Below are 18,262 nucleotides of genomic sequence, written 5' to 3'. Positions count from 1 at the left end.
GTGGAGCAGTCCCTGCTGGTGGAGAAGGAGCTCCTGGTCGACCCGGACTTCTTCACCGTCCTGCGGGAGAACGGCGCGGACGTCGGCGCGGACGTCGGCGCGGTGACGGTGGAGGTCAAGCGGGGCCGCCACCACAACGAGCTGACCCGCTACCGCTACGACGTCACCCTGCGCAAGCGGTCCGCCGCCCCGGCGCAGGGCGACGAGCCGGTCGAACTCCGCTGGGGCCGGGACGTGGCCGCCCTGCCGGAGCTGTGCGAGCTCCTCGGGCGGCACGACGGCCGCCCGGTCCGGATCACCGGGGCACCCAACCGCCGCGTGGTCCGCGAGGCGGCCCTGGCCCGGGCCGTGCAGGAGGAGGACCTCCCGCTCGGGCCGCTGCTGGAGCGGCTGCGCGCCCCGCAGGAGGACGCGGCGCCCGATCCCGAGGACTTCCACGCCCTCGGGGACGCGCTCGGCCGCCGGGTGTCCGTCACCTGGTCGGCCACCGGCCCGGACGCCCTGGACGTGCTCTTCGGCGGCGCACCCGACGGCGCACCAGGCGGCGCACCCGACGGTGCACCCGGCGACGCCCCGGCCGAGGCCTACCGGCCCACCCGGGGCGCGGGCGCGGCGCTGTCCGCGCTCACCAACCGCCCGGCCGGAAAGCGCGGCGCCCCGGCCCTGGCCGCCGAACTCCGGGGCTGGCTGGGCGCCCGGCTGCCCGACTACCTGGTGCCGTCGGCGTTCGTGGTGCTGGACGCGCTGCCGCTGACCGCCAACGGCAAGCTCGACCGCCGCGCGCTGCCCGCCCCCGACCTCGGGGCGGCCGCCGGCGGCCGGGCGCCGCGCACCCCGCAGGAGCAGCTCCTCGCCGAACTCTTCGCCGAGGTGCTCGGGCTGGCACAGGTCGGCGTCGACGACAGCTTCTTCGACCTCGGCGGCCACTCGCTGCTGGCGACCCGCCTGGCCTCCCGGGTCCGGGCCGTCCTCGGCGCCGAACTGGAGATCCGGACGCTGTTCGAGCACCCGACCGTGGCCGCCCTGGCGGGCCGCCTCGACGGGTCCGTCACCGAGCGGCCCGCGCTGACCGCCCGCCCGCGCCCCGAGCGGCTCCCGCTGTCCTTCGCCCAGCGCCGCCTGTGGTTCCTGCACCGCATGGACGGGCCGAGCGCCACCTACAACATGCCGCTCGCCCTGCGGCTGACCGGCGACCTCGACCGGGAGGCGCTGGCGGCAGCGCTGGCGGACGTGGTCGCCCGGCACGAGAGCCTGCGCACCGTCCTGCGGGAGACGGACGGGGCGCCCCACCAGCAGGTGCTGGGCGCGGACGAGGCGCACCCGCCGCTCCCGGTGGTCGAGCTCGACGAGAGCCGGCTGGCCGACCGGCTCGCCGAGGCGGCCCGGCGCGGCTTCGACCTGGCCGCCGAGCCGCCGATCCGGGCGGAGCTCTACGCCCTCGCCCCCGGGCGGCACGTCCTGCTGGTCGTGGTGCACCACATCGCCGCCGACGGCTGGTCGATGGGCCCGCTCTCCCGGGACCTGGCCACCGCCTACGCGGCCCGCTGCCAGGGCGGGGCACCGCAGTGGTCCCCGCTGTCGGTCCAGTACGCCGACTACACCCTGTGGCAGCGAGACCTGCTCGGCGAGGCCGCCGACCGGGGCAGCCTGTTCGCCCGGCAACTCGGCTACTGGAAGGAGGAGCTGGCAGGCCTGCCGGACCAGGTGCGGCTGCCCGCGGACCGGCCCCGGCCGGCCGAGGCCTCCCAGCGCGGCGGCCGGATCGAGGTCCGGCTCGACGCGGACCTGCACCAGGACCTGCGGGCCCTCGCCACCGCGCACGGCGCCAGCATGTTCATGGTGCTCCAGGCCGGCCTCGCCGCCCTGCTCACCCGGCTCGGCGCCGGCACCGACATCCCGATCGGCAGCCCCATCGCCGGGCGCACCGACCAGGCGCTGGACGACCTCGTCGGGTTCTTCGTCAACACGCTGGTGCTGCGCACCGACACCGCCGGCGACCCGGGCTTCGCCGAACTCGTAGGCCGGGTACGGCAGAAGGCGCTGGCCGCCTACGCCCACCAGGACGTGCCGTTCGAGTACCTGGTCGAGGCCGTCAACCCCACCCGGTCGCTGGCCCACCACCCGCTGTTCCAGGTCATGCTCGGCCTGCAGAACGCACCGGCGGGGGAGTTCACCCTGCCGGGCCTGGAGACCGCCCACCTGGAGGCCCCCACCGGCACCGCCCGCGTCGACCTGACCGTCAGCCTGGCTGAGCAGTACGGCCCGGACGGCAGCCCGGCCGGCGTGCTCGGCGCGGTCGAGTACGCCACCGACCTGTTCGACCCGGCCACCGTGGAGCTGCTGTTCGCCCGCTGGGTGCGGCTGCTGCGCGCGGCCGCCGCCGAGCCGGACCAGCCGATCGGCCGGCTCGACCTGCTGTCCGGCGAGGAACGCCGCGAACTGCTGGTCGAGTTCAACCGGACCGACGCCGAACTGCCCGAGGCCGCCCTGCCGGAGCTGTTCGCCCGCCGGGTGCGGGCCACGCCGGACGCGGTCGCGGTCGTCGTGGACGGCGCCGAACTGACCTACCAGGAGCTCGACGGGCGGGCCAACCGCCTGGCCCGAGCCCTGATCGGCCAGGGCGTGCGGCCGGAGACCCCGGTCGCGGTGCTGCTGGAGCGCTCGGCGGACGTCGTCGTCGCGATCCTGGCGATCGTCAAGGCCGGCGGCGCGTACGTCCCGCTCGATCCGAGGTTCCCGTCCTCCCGGATCGACCTGATCCTCCGGGAGACCGGCGCGGCCCTGGTGCTCACCGAGGACGTGCTGACCGCGCTGAGCCAGGCCGAGCCCGATGACTCCGACCCGCAGATCCCATGTGATCCGCGGCAGTTGGCGTACGTGATGTACACCTCCGGTTCGACGGGACGGCCGAAGGGCATCGGGGTGACCCACCGGGACGTCGCGAGCCTGGCGTTGGACCCCTGCTGGGCGAACGGCAGTCACCGGCGCGTCCTGATGCACTCCCCGACCGCCTTCGACGCCTCGACCTACGAGATGTGGACGCCGCTGCTCGGTGGTGGTCGGGTCGTCGTCGCGCCGGCCGGCCGGCTGGAGGTCGGCACGCTGGCGCGGACCATCAGCCGGCACGGCGTCACGGGGCTGTTCCTGACGGTCGGGCTGTTCCACCTGGTGGCCGAGCAGCAGCCGGACTGCTTCACGGGGGTGCGCGAGGTGTGGACGGGCGGCGACGTGGTGTCGCCGGCCGCGGTCGCCAGGGTGATGGGGGCGTGCCCGGGGACCGCGGTGGTCCACGTCTACGGGCCGACCGAGACCACCACCTTCGCGATGTCCCAAGCCCTGGGCACACCGCCCGACCTCGCCCGCGCCCTTCCGCTCGGCCGGCCGATGGCGAACATGCGGGTCTACGTGCTCGACGCGGGGCTGCGACCGGTGCCGCCGGGCGTGGCCGGTGAGCTGTACCTCGCCGGGGCGGGCGTGGCCCGGGGCTACCCGGCCCGGCCCGGCCTGACCGCGGAGCGGTTCGTCGCGAACCCGTACGGGCCCGAAGGGCAGCGGATGTACCGTACGGGTGACCTGGTCAGGTGGCAGGCGGACGGCACCCTGGAGTTCGTCGGCCGCGCCGACGAGCAGGTCAAGCTGCGCGGGTTCCGGATCGAGCCCGGCGAGGTCGAGGCACTCCTCGCCGCCTGCCCGGGCGTGGCCCAGGCGGCCGTCGTCGCCCGCGAGGACCGGCCGGGCGACAAGCGCCTGGTCGCCTACCTGGTGCCCGCCGCCGAGGGCGCGCCCGCGCCGGACGGCCTCGCCCGCCGGCTCGGCCGCGAACTGCCCGAGTACATGGTGCCGTCGGCCTTCGTCACCCTCGACGCGCTGCCGCTGACCGCCAACGGCAAGCTGGACCGGGCCGCGCTGCCCGCACCCGAGCCCGAGGCGACGGGCGTCGGCCGCGGCCCGCGCACCCCGCAGGAGCAGCTGCTGTGCTCCCTGTTCGCCGAGATCCTCGGCCGGGAGCAGGTCCACCTCGACGACAGCTTCTTCGACCTCGGGGGGCACTCGCTGCTGGCCGCCCGCCTGGTCTCGCGCATCCGCGAGACGCTGGGCGTCCCGGTGGGCCTGCGCACCCTGTTCGAGGCCCCCACCGTGGCCGGTCTGACCAGCCGGCTGGCCATGGACGACGCCGAGGACGCCTTCGACGTGGTGCTGCCGCTGCGGTCCACCGGCACCCGCCCGCCGCTGTTCTGCATCCACCCCGGCGGCGGCATCAGCTGGTCCTACTCCGGTCTGCTGAACCACATCGGCCCGGAGTACCCGGTGTACGCGATCCAGGCACGCGGTCTCGCGCACGTCGAGGCCCTGCCGACGTCGTACGAGGAGATGGCGGCCGACTACGCCGACCAGATCCGCAAGGTCCAGGCCGACGGCCCCTACCGGCTGCTCGGCTGGTCCGCCGGCGGGCTGATCGCCCACGCGATCGCCTGCGAGCTCCAGGCCCGCGGCGAGCGCACCGAACTGCTGGCGACCCTCGACGCCTACCCGGTCAAGGACGTGGTGCTCGACGACTCCGCCGTGCCCACCGAGCGGGACGTGCTCGTCGGCATCCTCGACTGCGACCCCGCCGAACTGGGCGAGGGGCCGCTGTCCTACGCCGAGGTCGCCGAGATCCTCCGCCGCCGGGGCAGCGCCCTGGCGCACCTGGACGAGCGGCGCATCGAGGCCGTCGTCCGGATCATGATCAACAACGCCGAGCTGGCGGTCGCCCACGCCCCCGGCCGGTTCGAGGGGGACCTGCTGCTGTTCAACTCCACGATCGACCGCACCGAGGACTCGGCCGGCGCCGGCACCTGGCGCCCGTACGTCACCGGCCGGATCGACTCCCACGACATCACCACCCGCCACGACCGGATGACCCAGCCGGGCTCGCTGGCCCAGATCGGACCGATCGTGGCCGCCCGCCTCGACGAGGTCACCGGCGACACCGCCCTTTCCCACCAGGAGGACTGACCCATGACCAACCCGTTCGACGACCAGGACGCCACCTTCCTCGTGCTCGTCAACCAGGAGAACCAGCACTCGCTGTGGCCGCAGTTCGCCGACGTCCCCGAGGGCTGGACCGTCGCCCACGGCCCCGACAGCCACGCCGCCTGCCTGGAGTACGTCGAGCAGTCCTGGACCGACATGCGCCCCAGGAGCCTCGCCGACGCCATGGACGCCCGGAAGTAGCGCGGCCGACGTGACCTCCACCGACACCCTCGGCACCGACGCCCCGGCCGAGGCCCGTGCCACCGCGGGCCCGGCCGGGCCGTCCGGCGACCTCGCCGCGGCCCTGTACACGCCCGAGGCCCGCCGCGACCCGTACCCCTGCTACGCCCGCATGCGGCGCGAGAGCCCGGTCCACCGCAGCGACCAGGGCATCTGGTACCTCACCCGGTACGCCGACATCGACGCGGCCCTGGGCGACCTGCGCCTGTCGAACGACCGGGACCGGATGACCCGGGCCCTCAGCGGCCTGGGCGGCAACCTGAAGGCCCTGAGCCGGCTCACCGACCGGCTCGGCCGGGTGATGACCAACACCGACCCGCCGGACCACGCCCGGCTGCGCAAGCTCGTCAACCGGGCGTTCACCGCCCGGCGGGTCGAGGCCCTGCGGGACGGCATCCAGACGGTCGTCGACGACCTGATCGACCGAGCCGTGGCCCAGGGGCCCGCCATGGACTTCATCGAGGCGGTCGCCTCCCCGCTGCCCCTGGCCGTCGCCTGCGAGCTGTTCGGCATCCCGCCCGAGGACCGCCCCGAAGTCAAGACCTGGTTCCGCCGGATCGGCAACCTGGCCGCCGACATCGAGCAGGCCGAGGCCGCCGTCGACCAGTACGAGGAGTACCTGTCCCGGCTCATCCGGCAGCGCCGCGAGGATCCGGGCGACGACCTGATCAGCGCCCTGGTCACCACCCAGGCCACGGACGACCGGCTCACCGACTCCGAACTGCTGTCCACCTGCTTCGTCCTCATCACCGCCGGGGACGAGACCACCGCCAACCTGATCGGCAACGGCACCCTCGCCCTGCTGCGCCACCCCGACCAGCTGGCCCGGCTGCGCGAGGACCCGGCGCTGATCCGCACCGCCGTCGAGGAGCTGGCCCGCTACGACACGCCGACCCAGGCGATCGTCCGGGTCGTCGCGCAGGACGTCGAGATCGGCGGGCGGACGCTGCGCGAGGGCGAGCTGGTGTACCTGTTCCTCAGCGCGGCCAACCGCGACGAGGACCGCTTCGAGGACCCCGACCGACTCGACCTGGCGCGCACCCGCAACCGGCACCTGACCTTCGGCACGGGCCCGCACTTCTGCCTCGGCGGACCGCTCGCCAAGCTCCAGACCGAACTGGCGGTCGGCACCATGGTCCGCAGGCTCCCCCGCCTCGGGCTCGCCGACGGGACGGTCCTCGACTGGCGGCCCAACCCGCTGCAACGGCACCTGTGCGCACTGCCGCTCACCTACTGAACGACAACCTCGTCGGACGACAAGCCCGTCGAACGACAACCCCGTCGAACGACAAGACCACCGAACGACAAGACCATCGACTGCGAAGGAGAACCGATCATGGCCCGAGAGTTCCAGGTGCGCCGGGAACAGGACCTGCCCGCCGCACCGGACCAGGTCTGGCAGGCGATCGCCACCGGCGCCGGCAACCTCAGCTGGCTGTACCCCATGGAGGTCGAGCCGCACGTCGGCGGGACGGTCTCCCGCGGCGGCGGCACCGTCGTGGCCTGGGAACCGCCGCACCACTTCGCCGTCCGGGCGACCAGGGACGGCGGCTTCTCGAACACCCTCAGCTACCACATCGAGGCGGCCGACGGCACGTCGAGCCACCTGCGGATGGGGATCCACTGGGTGCACGAGGGCGTCGTCGACGACGGCTGGGACACCAGGGCGGACGCGGCCGAGAAGCACGTCGACCTCTACCAGCACAGCCTCGCCCAGTACCTGACGCACTTCGCCGACCGCACCGCCGTCTACGTCAAGGCCGCCCGGCCAGGACCGACCGCCGACCCCGCCGACTTCGCCACGCTGCGCCGGCGCCTCGGCCTCGCCGACGACCCGGCCGTGGGCGCCCGGCTGTCACTCGACCTCCCGGGTGCGGACGGCGGCCCGGAAGAGGTGGTCGTGGACTACCTGAGCCCCGACTTCATCGGTCTGCGCGGCCCGGACGCGCTGTACCGGTTCTACAACGGCAGCTCCTGGAACTGGCCGATCTGGCTGGGCCACCACCTGTTCGCCGGGGGAGCGGACGAGGAGCAGGCGACCAAGGCGTGGAACGCCTGGCTCAACGGCTCCTGACCCGCCGTACGACAGACAACCGGAGGGACCCCTGGTGGAAGAAACACTGCTCTACGCCGCCGAACTCGTCGAGGAGGGCGGCACCTACAAGCTCGTCGTGCAGGACGTGGTCCGGGACACCGTCCAGGTCACCCCCGTCCCCAAGACCGCGGTGGACAGGCTCCCGACCTTCCTGTCGGTGCTCAGCGCCAAGCTCAACCCCGCACCGGCCCGCGGCCGCCGGTAGAACACCCCACACCCGAAGAGGCCGGCGCCGCGCCCCGGCGCCGGCCTCTTCGCCGTTCAGCCGCTGATGCTCGGGTGGCCGTTCTCGACGTGGCCCATGAGGCGGCGGCGGAAGGACGTGTCCTCGGCGATCGCGAGGTCCAGGTCGTACCAGCCGTCGGCGTCCTCGGTGTCCCAGGCGAGGACGAGGGGTTTGCCCGTGACGACGGTCCCGGTCAGTGCCTTCGCGGTGCTGTAGTGCCGGGGTGCCAGGGTGACGGCCTGCGGCGTGGCGCTCGGCGACGTGATCGTCAGGGTGAGGGTGCGCTTCGCGGCGGCGGCGATGGCGGTGGCCACGGAGGTTTCGGCTGCGGCCCCGGCGGCCGTCCCCGCGAACTCGCGGCGGAACCCGTTGGGGCCGGTGAGGTAGAAGTCGTAACCCCCTTCGTGCACCGGCACGTTGGTGGCGGGCGTGGTGGTGCCGAGCACGTCGAAGTGCCGGGGCGCGTCGTAGCTGCCGGACGTGCCGACGTTGTCGTACAGGGTCAGGTGCACGGAGGCGGCGCCGGTGTTGGTCGGCTGGAGGACGAACACGTCCTGTTTCCGGTCCAGGGTGCCGTGGGCGTCCGGCTGGTACGGCAGCGGGCGGGCCAGACGCCGGGTGGGGTCGGTGGGTTGCGACGGCGGGTCGCCGGTGCGGTCGAAGTCGAAGACCGAGGTGAGGTTGCCGGCCACGGTGCGCCGCCAGCGGCTGATGGCGGGCTGCCGTACGCCCAACCACTCCTCCAGGAACCGGACTTGTGAGGTGTGGTCGAAGACCTGGGAGTTGACGTAGCCGCCCACGGTCCACGGCGAGACCACGATCATCGGTACGCGCATGCCCAGGCCGATGGGCTCCTTGTCGACGTACTCGTCGTCGACGCCCTGCGGGGGTACCGGCGGCGGCACGTGGTCGAAGAAGCCGTCGTTCTCGTCGTAGCTGATGAACAGCACGGTGGAGTCCCACATGTCCTCGTCGGAGGCGATGACGTCCAGGACCTGGGCGACGACCTCCTCACCGGCCATGGGGGCCGAACCGTCGTCGCCCGGGTGCTCCGAGTCCGCGTCCGAGGGCACCAGGTACGAGACCCGGGGGACCCTCTTCGCCGCCACGTCCTGGGCGAACGCGTAGACGAAGTCGCGGTAGTTCTTCGGGTTCTGCTTCGAGTCCGGCGGGGGCGGGCAGCGGAAGAGCCCGCGGTCGTAGAGGCTCCGGTCGGCCGGCGGCAGGTCGGCGACCGCTTTGGCGAGCGCCTCCACGTCCTCCGGGCGCACGCGCTTCGGATCCTTGTAGAAGTCGTACAGGCTCAGGTAGTCGAGCTCGGCGCTCTTCAGCACGGTCTGGAAGACCCGCTTGAACTCGGCGTGGAAGTCCAGGTTGTTGTCGTAGTAGTTGTCCCAGCCCTGGTAGACGCGCCAGCTGATCCTGTCGGACCCGAAGGGGTCGTTGTTGACCTCCAGGATCTCGGGGTAGCTGGACCAGTTGTACCCGGGCGTCCGGTCACCCGCGTAGGTCGCATCGGGATTCTCGCGGTCGTGCGCGGCCGACCCGGTGACCCGCGACCCGTCGGGCTCCCAGCCGCCGAATCCGCTGAAGAGGTAGTTGCGGTTCGAGGTGGTCTCGCTCATCACCGAGCAGTGGTAGGCGTCGCAGACGGTGAACCGCTCGGCCAGTGCCCGGTAGGTCCCGACGACCTCCGGCTGGTCGAAGTAGCCCATCGTGACGGTTCCCTTGGCCTTGATCCACTGGTCGTAGCGGCCGTTGTTCCACGCCTGGTGGCCGGTGGGCCAGTTGTGGGCCGCCGGTTCGGCCGTACCCTGGTCCGGTCCGAGCTGGTAGGGCCTTTGGGGCTTGGAGGGGTGGCCCGGGTCGGGCTGGTCGAGGACGGTGCGGCCGCCGGACCCGGGGAACGTGACGAGGTTGCGGTCCTCGTACCCGCGCACTCCTCGGAAGTTGCTGCCGAAGTAGTGGTCGAAGGAACGGTTCTCCTGCATCAGGAAGACCACGTGTCGGACAGCCTTCAGACCGCCGGGGCGGGGCTTGCGCTTGAGGGCCTTCAGCAGCGAGTCCGGCAGCGACGGAGCGCTCTGCGGGGAGTGGGGAGTGTTCACGCGTGCTCCTGGTCCGGCGTGGCGGGCGAACCGGAGGGTGCGTTCTCGGTGGCCCGGAGGTAGTCGAGGTAGATGAAGTCGCCCTTGGCGCCCTTGTTGAGATCCGTGTCGACGCGGGTGTAGCCCGTCTCGGGAGGGATCTCCTGCGATCCGTCCTGCCAGTGCGTGACGGTGAGGTCGACGATGGGCCGGCCTGCGCCTTCCTGGCGGGTGACGGCCAGGAACAGGGCCGTGCCGTGCACGGGCGTCCCCCTGTTGAGGTCGACCGGCAGCTTCTGGTACCCGGCGGGCGGCTTCTCGTCGTCCTTCAGGACGCGGATGCCGGTGACGGGCCGGTCGTCGGCGGACCGTTCGAAGACGAGGTACAGGTAGGCGCCGTGCGCGCCCTTGTTCAGGTCGACGTCGATCCACTCCCACCCGGTGGGTGTGTGGAACGGACTTCGTACCGGGTCGTCGTAGGCGACCAGGACGTTGACGTCTGTGACGAACTGACCCATGGGCAGGTCTCCGATCGGAGCGGGTGAACGTGAGCGGGGCGGATGGGGGCTCGAAGGCCAGGGCACGTACGGGTACGTGAGACGCCCGGCCGGGGTCGGCCCGGCCGGGCGTCCAGTGCTGGGTGCGGCGGGCCAGGTGCGGTTCGGGCACCCGAGGCGGCCGTCAGCCCTTGGTGAGGCCTTCCCACTCGCTCAGCGGCGCCGGACCGTAGGTCTTCGTGTCCTTGTGCGGCTCCCCGTTGGCGACGTTGATCCGCACGAACCGGTCGCCGGAGAAGACCCAGTACTCGTTGCTGCCGTCCGGGACCTTCATGACGGCGTCGATCTTCGCGAAGTCCGACAGGCTGGGCCAGTCCTCGCGGATGGTGCCCTTGCTGACGAGCTTGTCCGGGTACGGGTGGCTGCTCGTCACGGTGATTTCGACGCGCCGGTAGTCGGTGTTGGAGAACACCCAGAACTGGTTCGGCTTGTCGGGAACGGCCATCACCGCGTCGACATGGTTGAAGCCCATGGTTGAGCCTTTCTGAATTCATCTGTTCGTGTGCCGCCGAAGCTGTGCTCGGGCGGATCTGCGGCTCAGTCCCATGGCTCGCGTGCGGCGAGGAACGTCGGGGAGGAGCGCCGCGAACCACGCTAGGTCGGCCGGTCCGGGGGCGCGATGCGAAAAGGCCCGGTGACCTGCATTCCAGTGACAGGTAATTTTGCTACGAACCTTTGACGCGAGAAGTCGGCCCGGCGCTCGGGGAGCCTTGACGGCCTGCTCCGCGGCTGTCCGGGACCGAGGACGAGCCGCCTCCCGGCCGACGGCTTCCGCAAGGCTCGACGACGGCGTTCGTTCGAGTGGACCGGTGACTGGTGACCGGTCGTGGCTGGGGGAGGGTGCCTGCCACCCCACCCGGCCGGCTGCGGCGCCCCACCCGGCCGTCAACCCGGCCGTCGAGGCGTGGGGGCGTGGGGCGGGTCATGGGGCGGGAATGGCTTGAGTCGACCGTGATTCATATGATGGAAAGCCAGTAGTTGTTTTGCCGGTGTCATGATCCTCGGAGGGCGCCCCGGACCAAGGTGCGCCCATGGAACCGGGCCGGTCTCCGGATTCGCTCCGGTCCTCGGGCTTGATTCAGGGAGTATCATGCGCGGCACCGTGCTCGCCGACCGCTACCGGCTGGTAGACCTGCTGGGCGGCGGGTCGATGGGCGACGTGTGGCTCGCCGAGGACGAGGTCCTGGGCCGCCGGGTCGCGGTCAAGGTGGTGAAGCCGGCCCTGCTGGACGAATCCGGCTTCGCCGAACGCTTCCACGCCGAGGCCCGCGTCATGGCGCAGCTGCGCCACCCGGGCATCGTCGGCGTGTACGACTACGGGCACAGCGCCGTGGACGGGCGGCCCTCGGTCGGCTACCTGGTCATGGAGCTGATCGACGGGGAACCGCTGAGCGCCGAGCTGGAACGCCGCGGCGCGCTGCCGGTGGAGGAGACCCTCCGGATGGCGCTCCAGGTGCTGGAGGGGCTGGAGGCCGCGCACGAGTCCGGGGTGGTCCACCGGGACATCAAACCGGCCAACCTGATGGTCCGCGGCGACCGGACGGTGATCGCGGACTTCGGCATCGCCCGGCCCGGCTGCGACGCCCGGCTGACCGTACCGGGCATGGTGCTCGGCACCGCCGCCTACCAGGCGCCGGAACAGGCCTCCACCGGGACGGTCACCGCCTCGGCGGACCTCTACGCACTCGGCGTCGTCCTCTACGAATGCCTCGCCGGCAAGCTCCCCTTCGACGGGGAGACCGCCCTCGAACTGATCCTCAAGCACCTGACGGAGCCCGTGCCGCCGCTTCCCGAGGACGTGCCCGCGCCGGTGTGGGCGCTGGTCGAGCGGGCGATGGCCAAGGAGCCCGGCGAGCGCTGGCCCGACGCGGCGACGATGGCCGCGGCGGTACGGGACGCCCTCGCACCGGCCGAGGAGACGGCGCCGGCGTTGGTCCCGGTCGGGTCCCGGCCGGTCGCCGGACGCGCACGGTGGGCCAGGTTCCGCCTGCGCGGGCTGATCGGGGTGACGGCGCTGTCGCTGCTCTGCGTGGTCGGGGCCTCCGGAGCGACGGTGATCCGGTCCGACGAGGACGACGCTCCGGACGCCGCCGCCGTCGCGGGCCCGGTGGCCGGCCTCGTCGCGGGCCCGGCCGTTCCCGCGGCGGTGGCAGCCGACCGCCAACCCGCCGGACAACAGCCCGCCGAGCCGACGACCCCGGTGCCGTCGACCGGACCGGAAGCGGGCGGGAGTCCCACGCCCGGCGCCGGACCCGCGCCGGTCGCCGGCCAGGACCTCGCTGTGCCCGTTCGGCCCGGTACGCCCACCCGGGGCTCCGCCGCGTCCCCTCCCGCCTCCGCCACGGCCACCGGCGGCCAGGGCGCCACCGCGCCCGTCCGGCCCGGTACGCCGAACCCGGCCCCCGCCGCGTCCCCTTCGGCCTCCGCCGCGCCCACCGCCAGCCAGAACCCCGCCTCGCCCGCGCCGACCTCCGCCGTCCCGTCCCCGCCCGCCTCCCACGAACCGCCCACGCCCACGCCGTCCGCGACGTCGACGCAGCCCACGCCGCCCACACCGGAGCCGAAGCCGCAGCTGCCCTCCCAGGCACAGATCACCGGCGTCAACGGCGCGCTGGACAACTCCTACTCCGCGGACGAGAACGGCAACCGGGTCGGCACCTTCGCCGTCAACGGCACGCCGGCCCAGGTGTGGCGGCTGGAAAAGCTGTCCGAGGGGAAGTACTTCCTGCGCAACGCCTCCAGCAACTACACCAAGGTGCTGGACCTGGACACGGGTGACGGGCGCGTGCAGATCTGGACGAGCCCGCCGTACAACGACAACCAGCTCTGGTCCTTCGTGCCGGTCCGGGGCGGCTACCAGATCGTCAACGGCACCACCAAGGGCTGCCTGACGTCCGACGGAGTCGCCAACTACGTCAGGGTGGCGGCCTGCTCCAACGCGGAGAGCCAGGTGTGGGCGCTGTCCTGAGCCGTCCGGCCGGCAGCCGAACACCCCCGGGGCGAGGGGAGGATCACGCCGGCAGCCAGGACGGCCACTGCCGGCGGGGACGGTCGGCGGTTCCGCCGAGGCCGATCAGGGCGCGCAGCCGGTCGGCTTCGGGGGAGCCGATGGAGGCCAGGATGTCGTAGGCCTCCGACCGGCACGCCCGGGCCGCGTCCTCGGCGGCGCCGCGGTCGGCGAGCGCGTCACCGAGCGCCGCCAGGGCCAGCCCCCGCCCCCGGCGGTCGCCGTCGAGCGTCAGCACCTCGACCGCCCGGCCGGCCGCCTCCACCGCCTCGTCGCCGCGGCCGACGGCTCGCAGCGACTCGGTGAGCCGCAGGAGCGTGCGGCCCGTCCGGCGCCGGTCGTCCGGCCGCAGCAGGGCGAGGGCGCCGCGGTGGTGGCTCAGAGCCTGCTCGAACTCGCCGCGATCGTGGGCGATCGTCCCCAACGAGTCGAGGGCGAGCGCCTGGAGCTCGTGGTCGGCGAGCTGGTGGCAGATCAGCAGTGACTGGTCGACGACGCGGACCGCCGCCTCGGGCCGGCCGAGCTCGGTGAACGCACCGGCCAGGTTGAGCAGTTCGCCCGCCACCGAGCGCCGGTCGCCGAGCCGCTCCCAGACCGCGATCGCCGCCGCGAAGCCGTCGACCGCGTCGCCCGGCCGGCCGACCTGGACGAACAAGGCGGCCAGCGAGGTGTGGGCCAGGGCGAGCAGCGGCCCCGGCAGGTTGTGGGCGATGCACAGGTCGCGGGACCTGAGCAGCTCGCCGAGGGCCGCGGGCTCGGAGCCGACCTCGGTCAGCAGCCGGCCGAGCACCAGCCGGGCCCTGACCTCGGCCGTCCGGTCGCCCTGCCGGACGGCGGCCTGGAGCAGGACCTTGGCCGCGTGCCCCAGCGGCCGGGCGGCCTGGCCGGTCTCGCACAACAGGCTTCCCCCGAGCAGCAGTTCGGCCGCCAGATCGAGCCGGGGCGGCTGGGGGAGCCCGGCGTACTGGCCGACCAGAGCGCCGATGCCGTGGTACTCGCCGCGACCGCGGGCCACCGTGCGGCAGTCGGGGGCGTACGGTGCGCCGGAGCCGGTCAGGGCCGCGCGGGTGGCGGCCGGGCCGAGGGCCGCGACGGTCTCGGCGTGCTGGCGGATCACCAGACGGGTGAGGACGGCGGCCGGGCGGTCCGCCTCCGGAGCCGAGCCCGTGCCGGCAGCCTCGACGTCGGCTGCCGTCTCCGGGACGAGCCGCTGGGCGAAGGCGCGCAGCAGGTCGTGGTACCGGTAGCGGTCCGGTGGCGCGGTCTCCAGCATCGAGCAGTCGACCAGCGACTCGGCCAGTTCCTCGGCCTCGTGCTCGGGCAGGTCGAGCACCGCCGCGACCGCGCCCGGCGACAGGTCGGGCACGTCCGGCACCGCCAACAGACAGAAGGCGCGGGCCTGGTCGGGCGTCAGCTGGTCGTAGCCGAAGCGGAACGCCGACTCGACGGCGAGGTCCTCGGTGCGCAGCACGTCCAGCCGGCGACGATTCTCGGACAGCTTGTCGAGCAGCCGGGCCATGGTCCAGCCCGGCCGGCAGGAGAGGCGGGCGGCGAGGATGCGCACGGCCAACGGGAGGTGGCCGCAGAGCCGCACGAGCTCCCTGGCCGTGTCCGCCTCGGCCCGCAGCCGTTGCCCGCCGACCACCTGGCCGAGCAGGTCGAGGGCCTCCTCCGGGGCGAAGGCCGGCAGCTCGACGACGTGCGCGTTGGGAAGTGAACCGAGCCTGGCCCGGCTGGTGACGAGCACGGCGCAACCGGGCCGGCCGGGCAGCAGCGGCCTGATCTGCTCGGCGTCCCGGGCGTTGTCGAGGACCATCAGCACGCGTCGGCCGGAGAGCAGCGAGCGGAACTGGGCGGAGCGTTCGGCGAGCCCGGCGGGCAGCGCCTCCGCCGGCACGCCGAGGGCGCGGAGGAAGGCGCCCAACACCTCCTCGGGCGGGGTCGGGCGGCCGTCGGCCCCGTGCAGGTCGACGTAGAGCTGGCCGTCGGGGAAGTCGGCGGCCAGCCCGTGCGCGACATGGACGGCCAGGGCCGTCTTTCCCATGCCGCCCAGGCCCGACACGGTCGCCACGGGCACGGTGCGGGGCGCGAGCAGGACGGCCCGCACCGCCTCGGTCTGCGCCTCGCGGCCGGTGAAGTCGGCGAGGTCGGCCGGTACCTGGGTCGGCCGGATCGGCGCGTGGTACGGCGGGCGGGCCGTGGTGTCGGTGTCGGGCCGGGGCGGCGCGGGCGCCACGAGGGCGGTGTCGGCCACCAGGATCCGGCGCTGCAACTCGCGCAGACCGGGCCCGGCGGCGACGCCGAGCTGCGCCCGCAGCCGCCGGTCCGTCTCGCGGTACACGCTCAGGGCCTCGGCCTGCCGCCCGGACCGGTAGAGGGCGAGCATCAGCAGCTCGGAGAACCGTTCCCTGAGCGGGTGTTCGGCCGCGACCGCGGTCAGTTCGGCGACGGCCTCGCCGGACGGTCCGGCCTCGATCTCGGCCTCCAGACACGACTCCAGGACGGTCACCCGGCGTTCGGTCCACTCGCCGCGCTGCCGCTCGGCATAGGGGCCGGAGAGCCCGGACATCGGCTCGCCCTGCCAGAGGGCCAGCGCCAGGCGCAGCGCGGCGGCGGCGCGGGCGTGCTCCCCGGCGCCGCTGAACTCCTTCGCCGTGGCGACGAGCTCCTCGCAGCGGTGGATGTCCAGCTCCCCCGGATCCACGGTGAGCAGGTAGCCCCCGCTGAGCGAGGTCAGCGGGGCGGGCCCGAGGACGCGGCGCAGCCGGTGGACGTACGTCCGGATCACGGCCATGGGTTTGGCGGGCGGCTCCTCGCCCCACAGGTCGTCGACGAGCTGACCGGTCGACACGGGGTGGTTGGCCCTCAGCAGCAGCGAGAGCAGCAGGTTCCGCTGCTGCGGCGACCCGAGTGCGAGCTCGCCGCCGTCCCGCCACCCCCGTATCGGTCCCAGCACCGTGAACCGCAACCCACCCACCGACCGTTCCCCTCTGCCTGCAAATGAACCCCCGGGCGCATGATACCGACCGCATCACCCCTGGCCGGGGCCGTTCGGGGGCCGTTCACGGGCCGTCCAGGGGCCGCCACGGGGAGACGCGGGTGTCCGTGGAGGGCAGTCGACGCGGCACCGGTGAAAAAAGACCGGTGAAAAAAAGAAGGTGCCTCGCCCGCGCGACATGCTGACGCCTTACGTAGTCATGAGGGGTATGCACGGGGATCACAGGACAAGGGAACAGGCGGGAACCGAGTGAAGTCAGCACAGGAGGATGAGTACCTGGAGTTCGCGGCCGCGAGGGCGAAGGCGCTGTACCGCTCGGCGTACGTCCTCGCCGCAGGCGACACGTATCTGGCGGAGGACCTGGTCCAGGAAGCCCTCAGCCGGGTGTACGTGCACTGGAAGCGGGTGGCCAAGGCGGACAACCCGGCCGCCTACGCCCAGACGGTCCTGGTCCGCACCTTCCTCAGCCTGCGGCGTCGGCGGAGCAGCGGCGAGCGCCCCATCGGGACCATGCCCGACAGCGCGGCGGCGGGCCCGGACACCGCACTGCGGCTCACCCTGCTGGACGCGCTCGGCCAACTGCCGCCCCGCGACCGGGCGGTGCTGCTGCTGCGCTACTGGGAGGACTGCAGCATCGAGGAGACCGCCCGGATGCTCAAGCTGAGCAGCAGTGCGGTCCGCTCCCAGGGCACCCGGGCACTCGGCAAGCTGCGTGCGTTGCTCGGCGACAGCCTGTCCGACCTGGTCGCGCACTGAGCACCGGTGCGCGACCAGGTCCACCGCCGCAAAGCCCCCATCAGCATCAGCGACAGAAAAGGTGACGCCAGCATGCCGTTCGAAGCAGACCTCGCACACGCCCTGGACCGCACGACCGACTCCCTCGAACCCGATCTCACCGCGCTCCTGAGCGGAACCGTCGAGCGCGGGCGGAGCCGCCGGCGTCGGCGTACGGCGGGTGTCATCGCCGGGGTCGGCGCCTGCGCCGTGATCGCGGCAGCCGGTGTGGTGATCCCCGACGTGCTCACCGGGATGCACTCCGAAGGATCCGACATCGGGATCGTGGCGATGGCGATGCCGCGTTCCGCGATCACCGACACCCAGATGATCCAGGCCCTGGAGGCGACGTTCCCCGGGGGCCGGTTCAGCGCGGAGAGCGGGCAGAGCAACAACCCCTCGGACCCGTCCAACGGGCGCGTCGCCAACGGCGGACTGGTCCTCGACGACGGGCACGGCGCCGCCTTCGTCGGCGTCTCGGCCGTGCGGCTCCCACTGCCGCTCAAGGACGGCGACGGGCTGAGCTGCGAGTGGCAGCCCAAGAAGGACGGTGACACCTGCAAGATGAGCGAGCTGCCGAGCAGCGCCGAGATTCCCGGCGGGGCCCTGGTGATGTTCCAGCAGAACGCGGCCGCGCACCCGGTCCGTCCCGACACCGCCCGCCGCTGGACGGTGACGGTGACCCTGAAGTCGACCGGCGCGCAGCTTCAGATGGTGCAGTGGAACAGCACCGGCGGCGGCACCGGCGCCGAGACGCCGAAGCCGACCCGTCCCGCTCCTCCGCTCTCCGAGCCGCAGGCGGTGGCCGCACTCACCGGTGCCGCCTGGGCGCCGATCCTCGGCGCCGTCGGCTGACCCTGCGCGTCGCGTTCGTAGAGGTTGCGTCCGCCGAGGTCGAGCACGTCTGCTCCGTTGTTCCGTGCGAGACCTCGACGGGCGCGCCTCGGGCCGGGCATTTGTTTCGGGCGCCGAGGAGGGGTACTGTCAGCCAGTCGCTCGGCAGGGAGCACCGGACACGCATCGGCGCGGACGGTCCCGGGGCGGCCAATCCTTTCGAAACACCACGTCCCGGTTCGGGCCGGGTCGGCTTGCCATGTGCGGGCGAGACTCGGTGTGTATATCGGTGTGTTCGTTTTATTGGATTGCGGTCGATTCGCTTTTCGGAGTGGGGATCGGCTAGAGTTTGAAACGTCGGACGGGGCGTCAAGCCGCAGAAGACACCAGCGAGTTGGATGAACGAAGCGCCGGAAACGGAGCGGAAA

General features: G+C 73.0%; 12 protein-coding genes. 8 read left to right on the top strand and 4 right to left on the bottom strand.

All coding sequences use genetic code 11. The annotated features are described in order from the left end of the window. From ACFV6I_RS24820 to ACFV6I_RS24800, 5 genes are all read left to right on the top strand, one after another. Nucleotides 1–4,998: amino acid adenylation domain-containing protein (locus tag ACFV6I_RS24820; protein ID WP_380427678.1), on the top strand; the 4,998-nt coding region annotated here is incomplete at its 5' end. A 3-nt stretch (nucleotides 4,999–5,001) separates the two neighbouring features. Continuing rightward, complete coding sequence (locus ACFV6I_RS24815) at nucleotides 5,002–5,217, top strand: MbtH family protein (protein WP_063352348.1); 216 nt, start codon at nucleotides 5,002–5,004, stop codon at nucleotides 5,215–5,217. 10 nt (nucleotides 5,218–5,227) lie between these two features. Further along, on the top strand, nucleotides 5,228–6,493 hold the full coding sequence (locus ACFV6I_RS24810) for a cytochrome P450 (protein WP_380427676.1): 1,266 nt from the start codon (nucleotides 5,228–5,230) through the stop codon (nucleotides 6,491–6,493). A 99-nt stretch (nucleotides 6,494–6,592) separates the two neighbouring features. Then, nucleotides 6,593–7,330, top strand: a complete 738-nt coding sequence (locus ACFV6I_RS24805; RefSeq protein WP_380427674.1) for an SRPBCC domain-containing protein — start codon at nucleotides 6,593–6,595, stop codon at nucleotides 7,328–7,330. A 34-nt stretch (nucleotides 7,331–7,364) separates the two neighbouring features. Then, a complete protein-coding gene (locus ACFV6I_RS24800) occupies nucleotides 7,365–7,556 on the top strand; it encodes a hypothetical protein (protein ID WP_244293816.1) in 192 nt (63 codons plus the stop codon). A gap of 56 nt (nucleotides 7,557–7,612) precedes the next feature. On the opposite strand, the gene ACFV6I_RS24795 is transcribed toward ACFV6I_RS24800, so the two are convergent. From ACFV6I_RS24795 to ACFV6I_RS24785, 3 genes are all read right to left on the bottom strand, one after another. Then, the gene (locus ACFV6I_RS24795; protein WP_380427671.1) at nucleotides 7,613–9,685 is read right to left on the bottom strand and encodes an alkaline phosphatase family protein; all 2,073 of its coding nucleotides are present in this window, start codon (nucleotides 9,683–9,685) and stop codon (nucleotides 7,613–7,615) included. Continuing rightward, nucleotides 9,682–10,182, bottom strand: a complete 501-nt coding sequence (locus ACFV6I_RS24790; RefSeq protein ID WP_380427669.1) for a hypothetical protein — start codon at nucleotides 10,180–10,182, stop codon at nucleotides 9,682–9,684. Before ACFV6I_RS24790 ends, ACFV6I_RS24795 begins: the two co-directional genes overlap by 4 nt. A 163-nt stretch (nucleotides 10,183–10,345) precedes the next feature. Continuing rightward, nucleotides 10,346–10,693, bottom strand: coding sequence for a hypothetical protein (locus tag ACFV6I_RS24785; RefSeq protein ID WP_380378519.1), 348 nt, complete (start codon nucleotides 10,691–10,693; stop codon nucleotides 10,346–10,348). A 618-nt stretch (nucleotides 10,694–11,311) separates the two neighbouring features. On the opposite strand from ACFV6I_RS24785, the gene ACFV6I_RS24780 reads away from it, so the two are divergent. Continuing rightward, nucleotides 11,312–13,189 (top strand): protein kinase, encoded by a 1,878-nt coding sequence (locus ACFV6I_RS24780; protein ID WP_380427667.1) that lies wholly within the window; start codon nucleotides 11,312–11,314, stop codon nucleotides 13,187–13,189. Nucleotides 13,190–13,232: 43 nt separating this feature from the next. Here the strand turns inward: ACFV6I_RS24780 and ACFV6I_RS24775 are convergent, their stop codons facing one another. Next, nucleotides 13,233–16,205, bottom strand: coding sequence for a BTAD domain-containing putative transcriptional regulator (locus tag ACFV6I_RS24775; protein WP_380427665.1), 2,973 nt, complete (start codon nucleotides 16,203–16,205; stop codon nucleotides 13,233–13,235). A 270-nt stretch (nucleotides 16,206–16,475) separates the two neighbouring features. On the opposite strand from ACFV6I_RS24775, the gene ACFV6I_RS24770 reads away from it, so the two are divergent. Continuing rightward, complete coding sequence (locus ACFV6I_RS24770) at nucleotides 16,476–16,982, top strand: SigE family RNA polymerase sigma factor (RefSeq protein ID WP_380427663.1); 507 nt, start codon at nucleotides 16,476–16,478, stop codon at nucleotides 16,980–16,982. Between the two features lie 72 nt (nucleotides 16,983–17,054). Next, complete coding sequence (locus ACFV6I_RS24765) at nucleotides 17,055–17,855, top strand: hypothetical protein (protein WP_380343681.1); 801 nt, start codon at nucleotides 17,055–17,057, stop codon at nucleotides 17,853–17,855. Nucleotides 17,856–18,262 lie beyond the last annotated feature (407 nt).

Origin of the sequence: Kitasatospora sp. NPDC059803 (genome assembly GCF_042732255.1) — a bacterium.
Taxonomy (GTDB): domain Bacteria; phylum Actinomycetota; class Actinomycetes; order Streptomycetales; family Streptomycetaceae; genus Kitasatospora.
This window is presented reverse-complemented; position numbering and strand designations above follow the sequence as displayed.

Coding starts and splice junctions, on each gene's coding strand:
- ACFV6I_RS24805 (WP_380427674.1), top strand. CDS start 6,593: ATGGCCCGAGAGTTCCAGGTGCGCCGGGAACAGGACCTGCCCGCCGCA.
- ACFV6I_RS24780 (WP_380427667.1), top strand. CDS start 11,312: ATGCGCGGCACCGTGCTCGCCGACCGCTACCGGCTGGTAGACCTGCTG.
- ACFV6I_RS24790 (WP_380427669.1), bottom strand. CDS start 10,182: ATGGGTCAGTTCGTCACAGACGTCAACGTCCTGGTCGCCTACGACGAC.
- ACFV6I_RS24765 (WP_380343681.1), top strand. CDS start 17,055: ATGCCGTTCGAAGCAGACCTCGCACACGCCCTGGACCGCACGACCGAC.
- ACFV6I_RS24815 (WP_063352348.1), top strand. CDS start 5,002: ATGACCAACCCGTTCGACGACCAGGACGCCACCTTCCTCGTGCTCGTC.
- ACFV6I_RS24785 (WP_380378519.1), bottom strand. CDS start 10,693: ATGGGCTTCAACCATGTCGACGCGGTGATGGCCGTTCCCGACAAGCCG.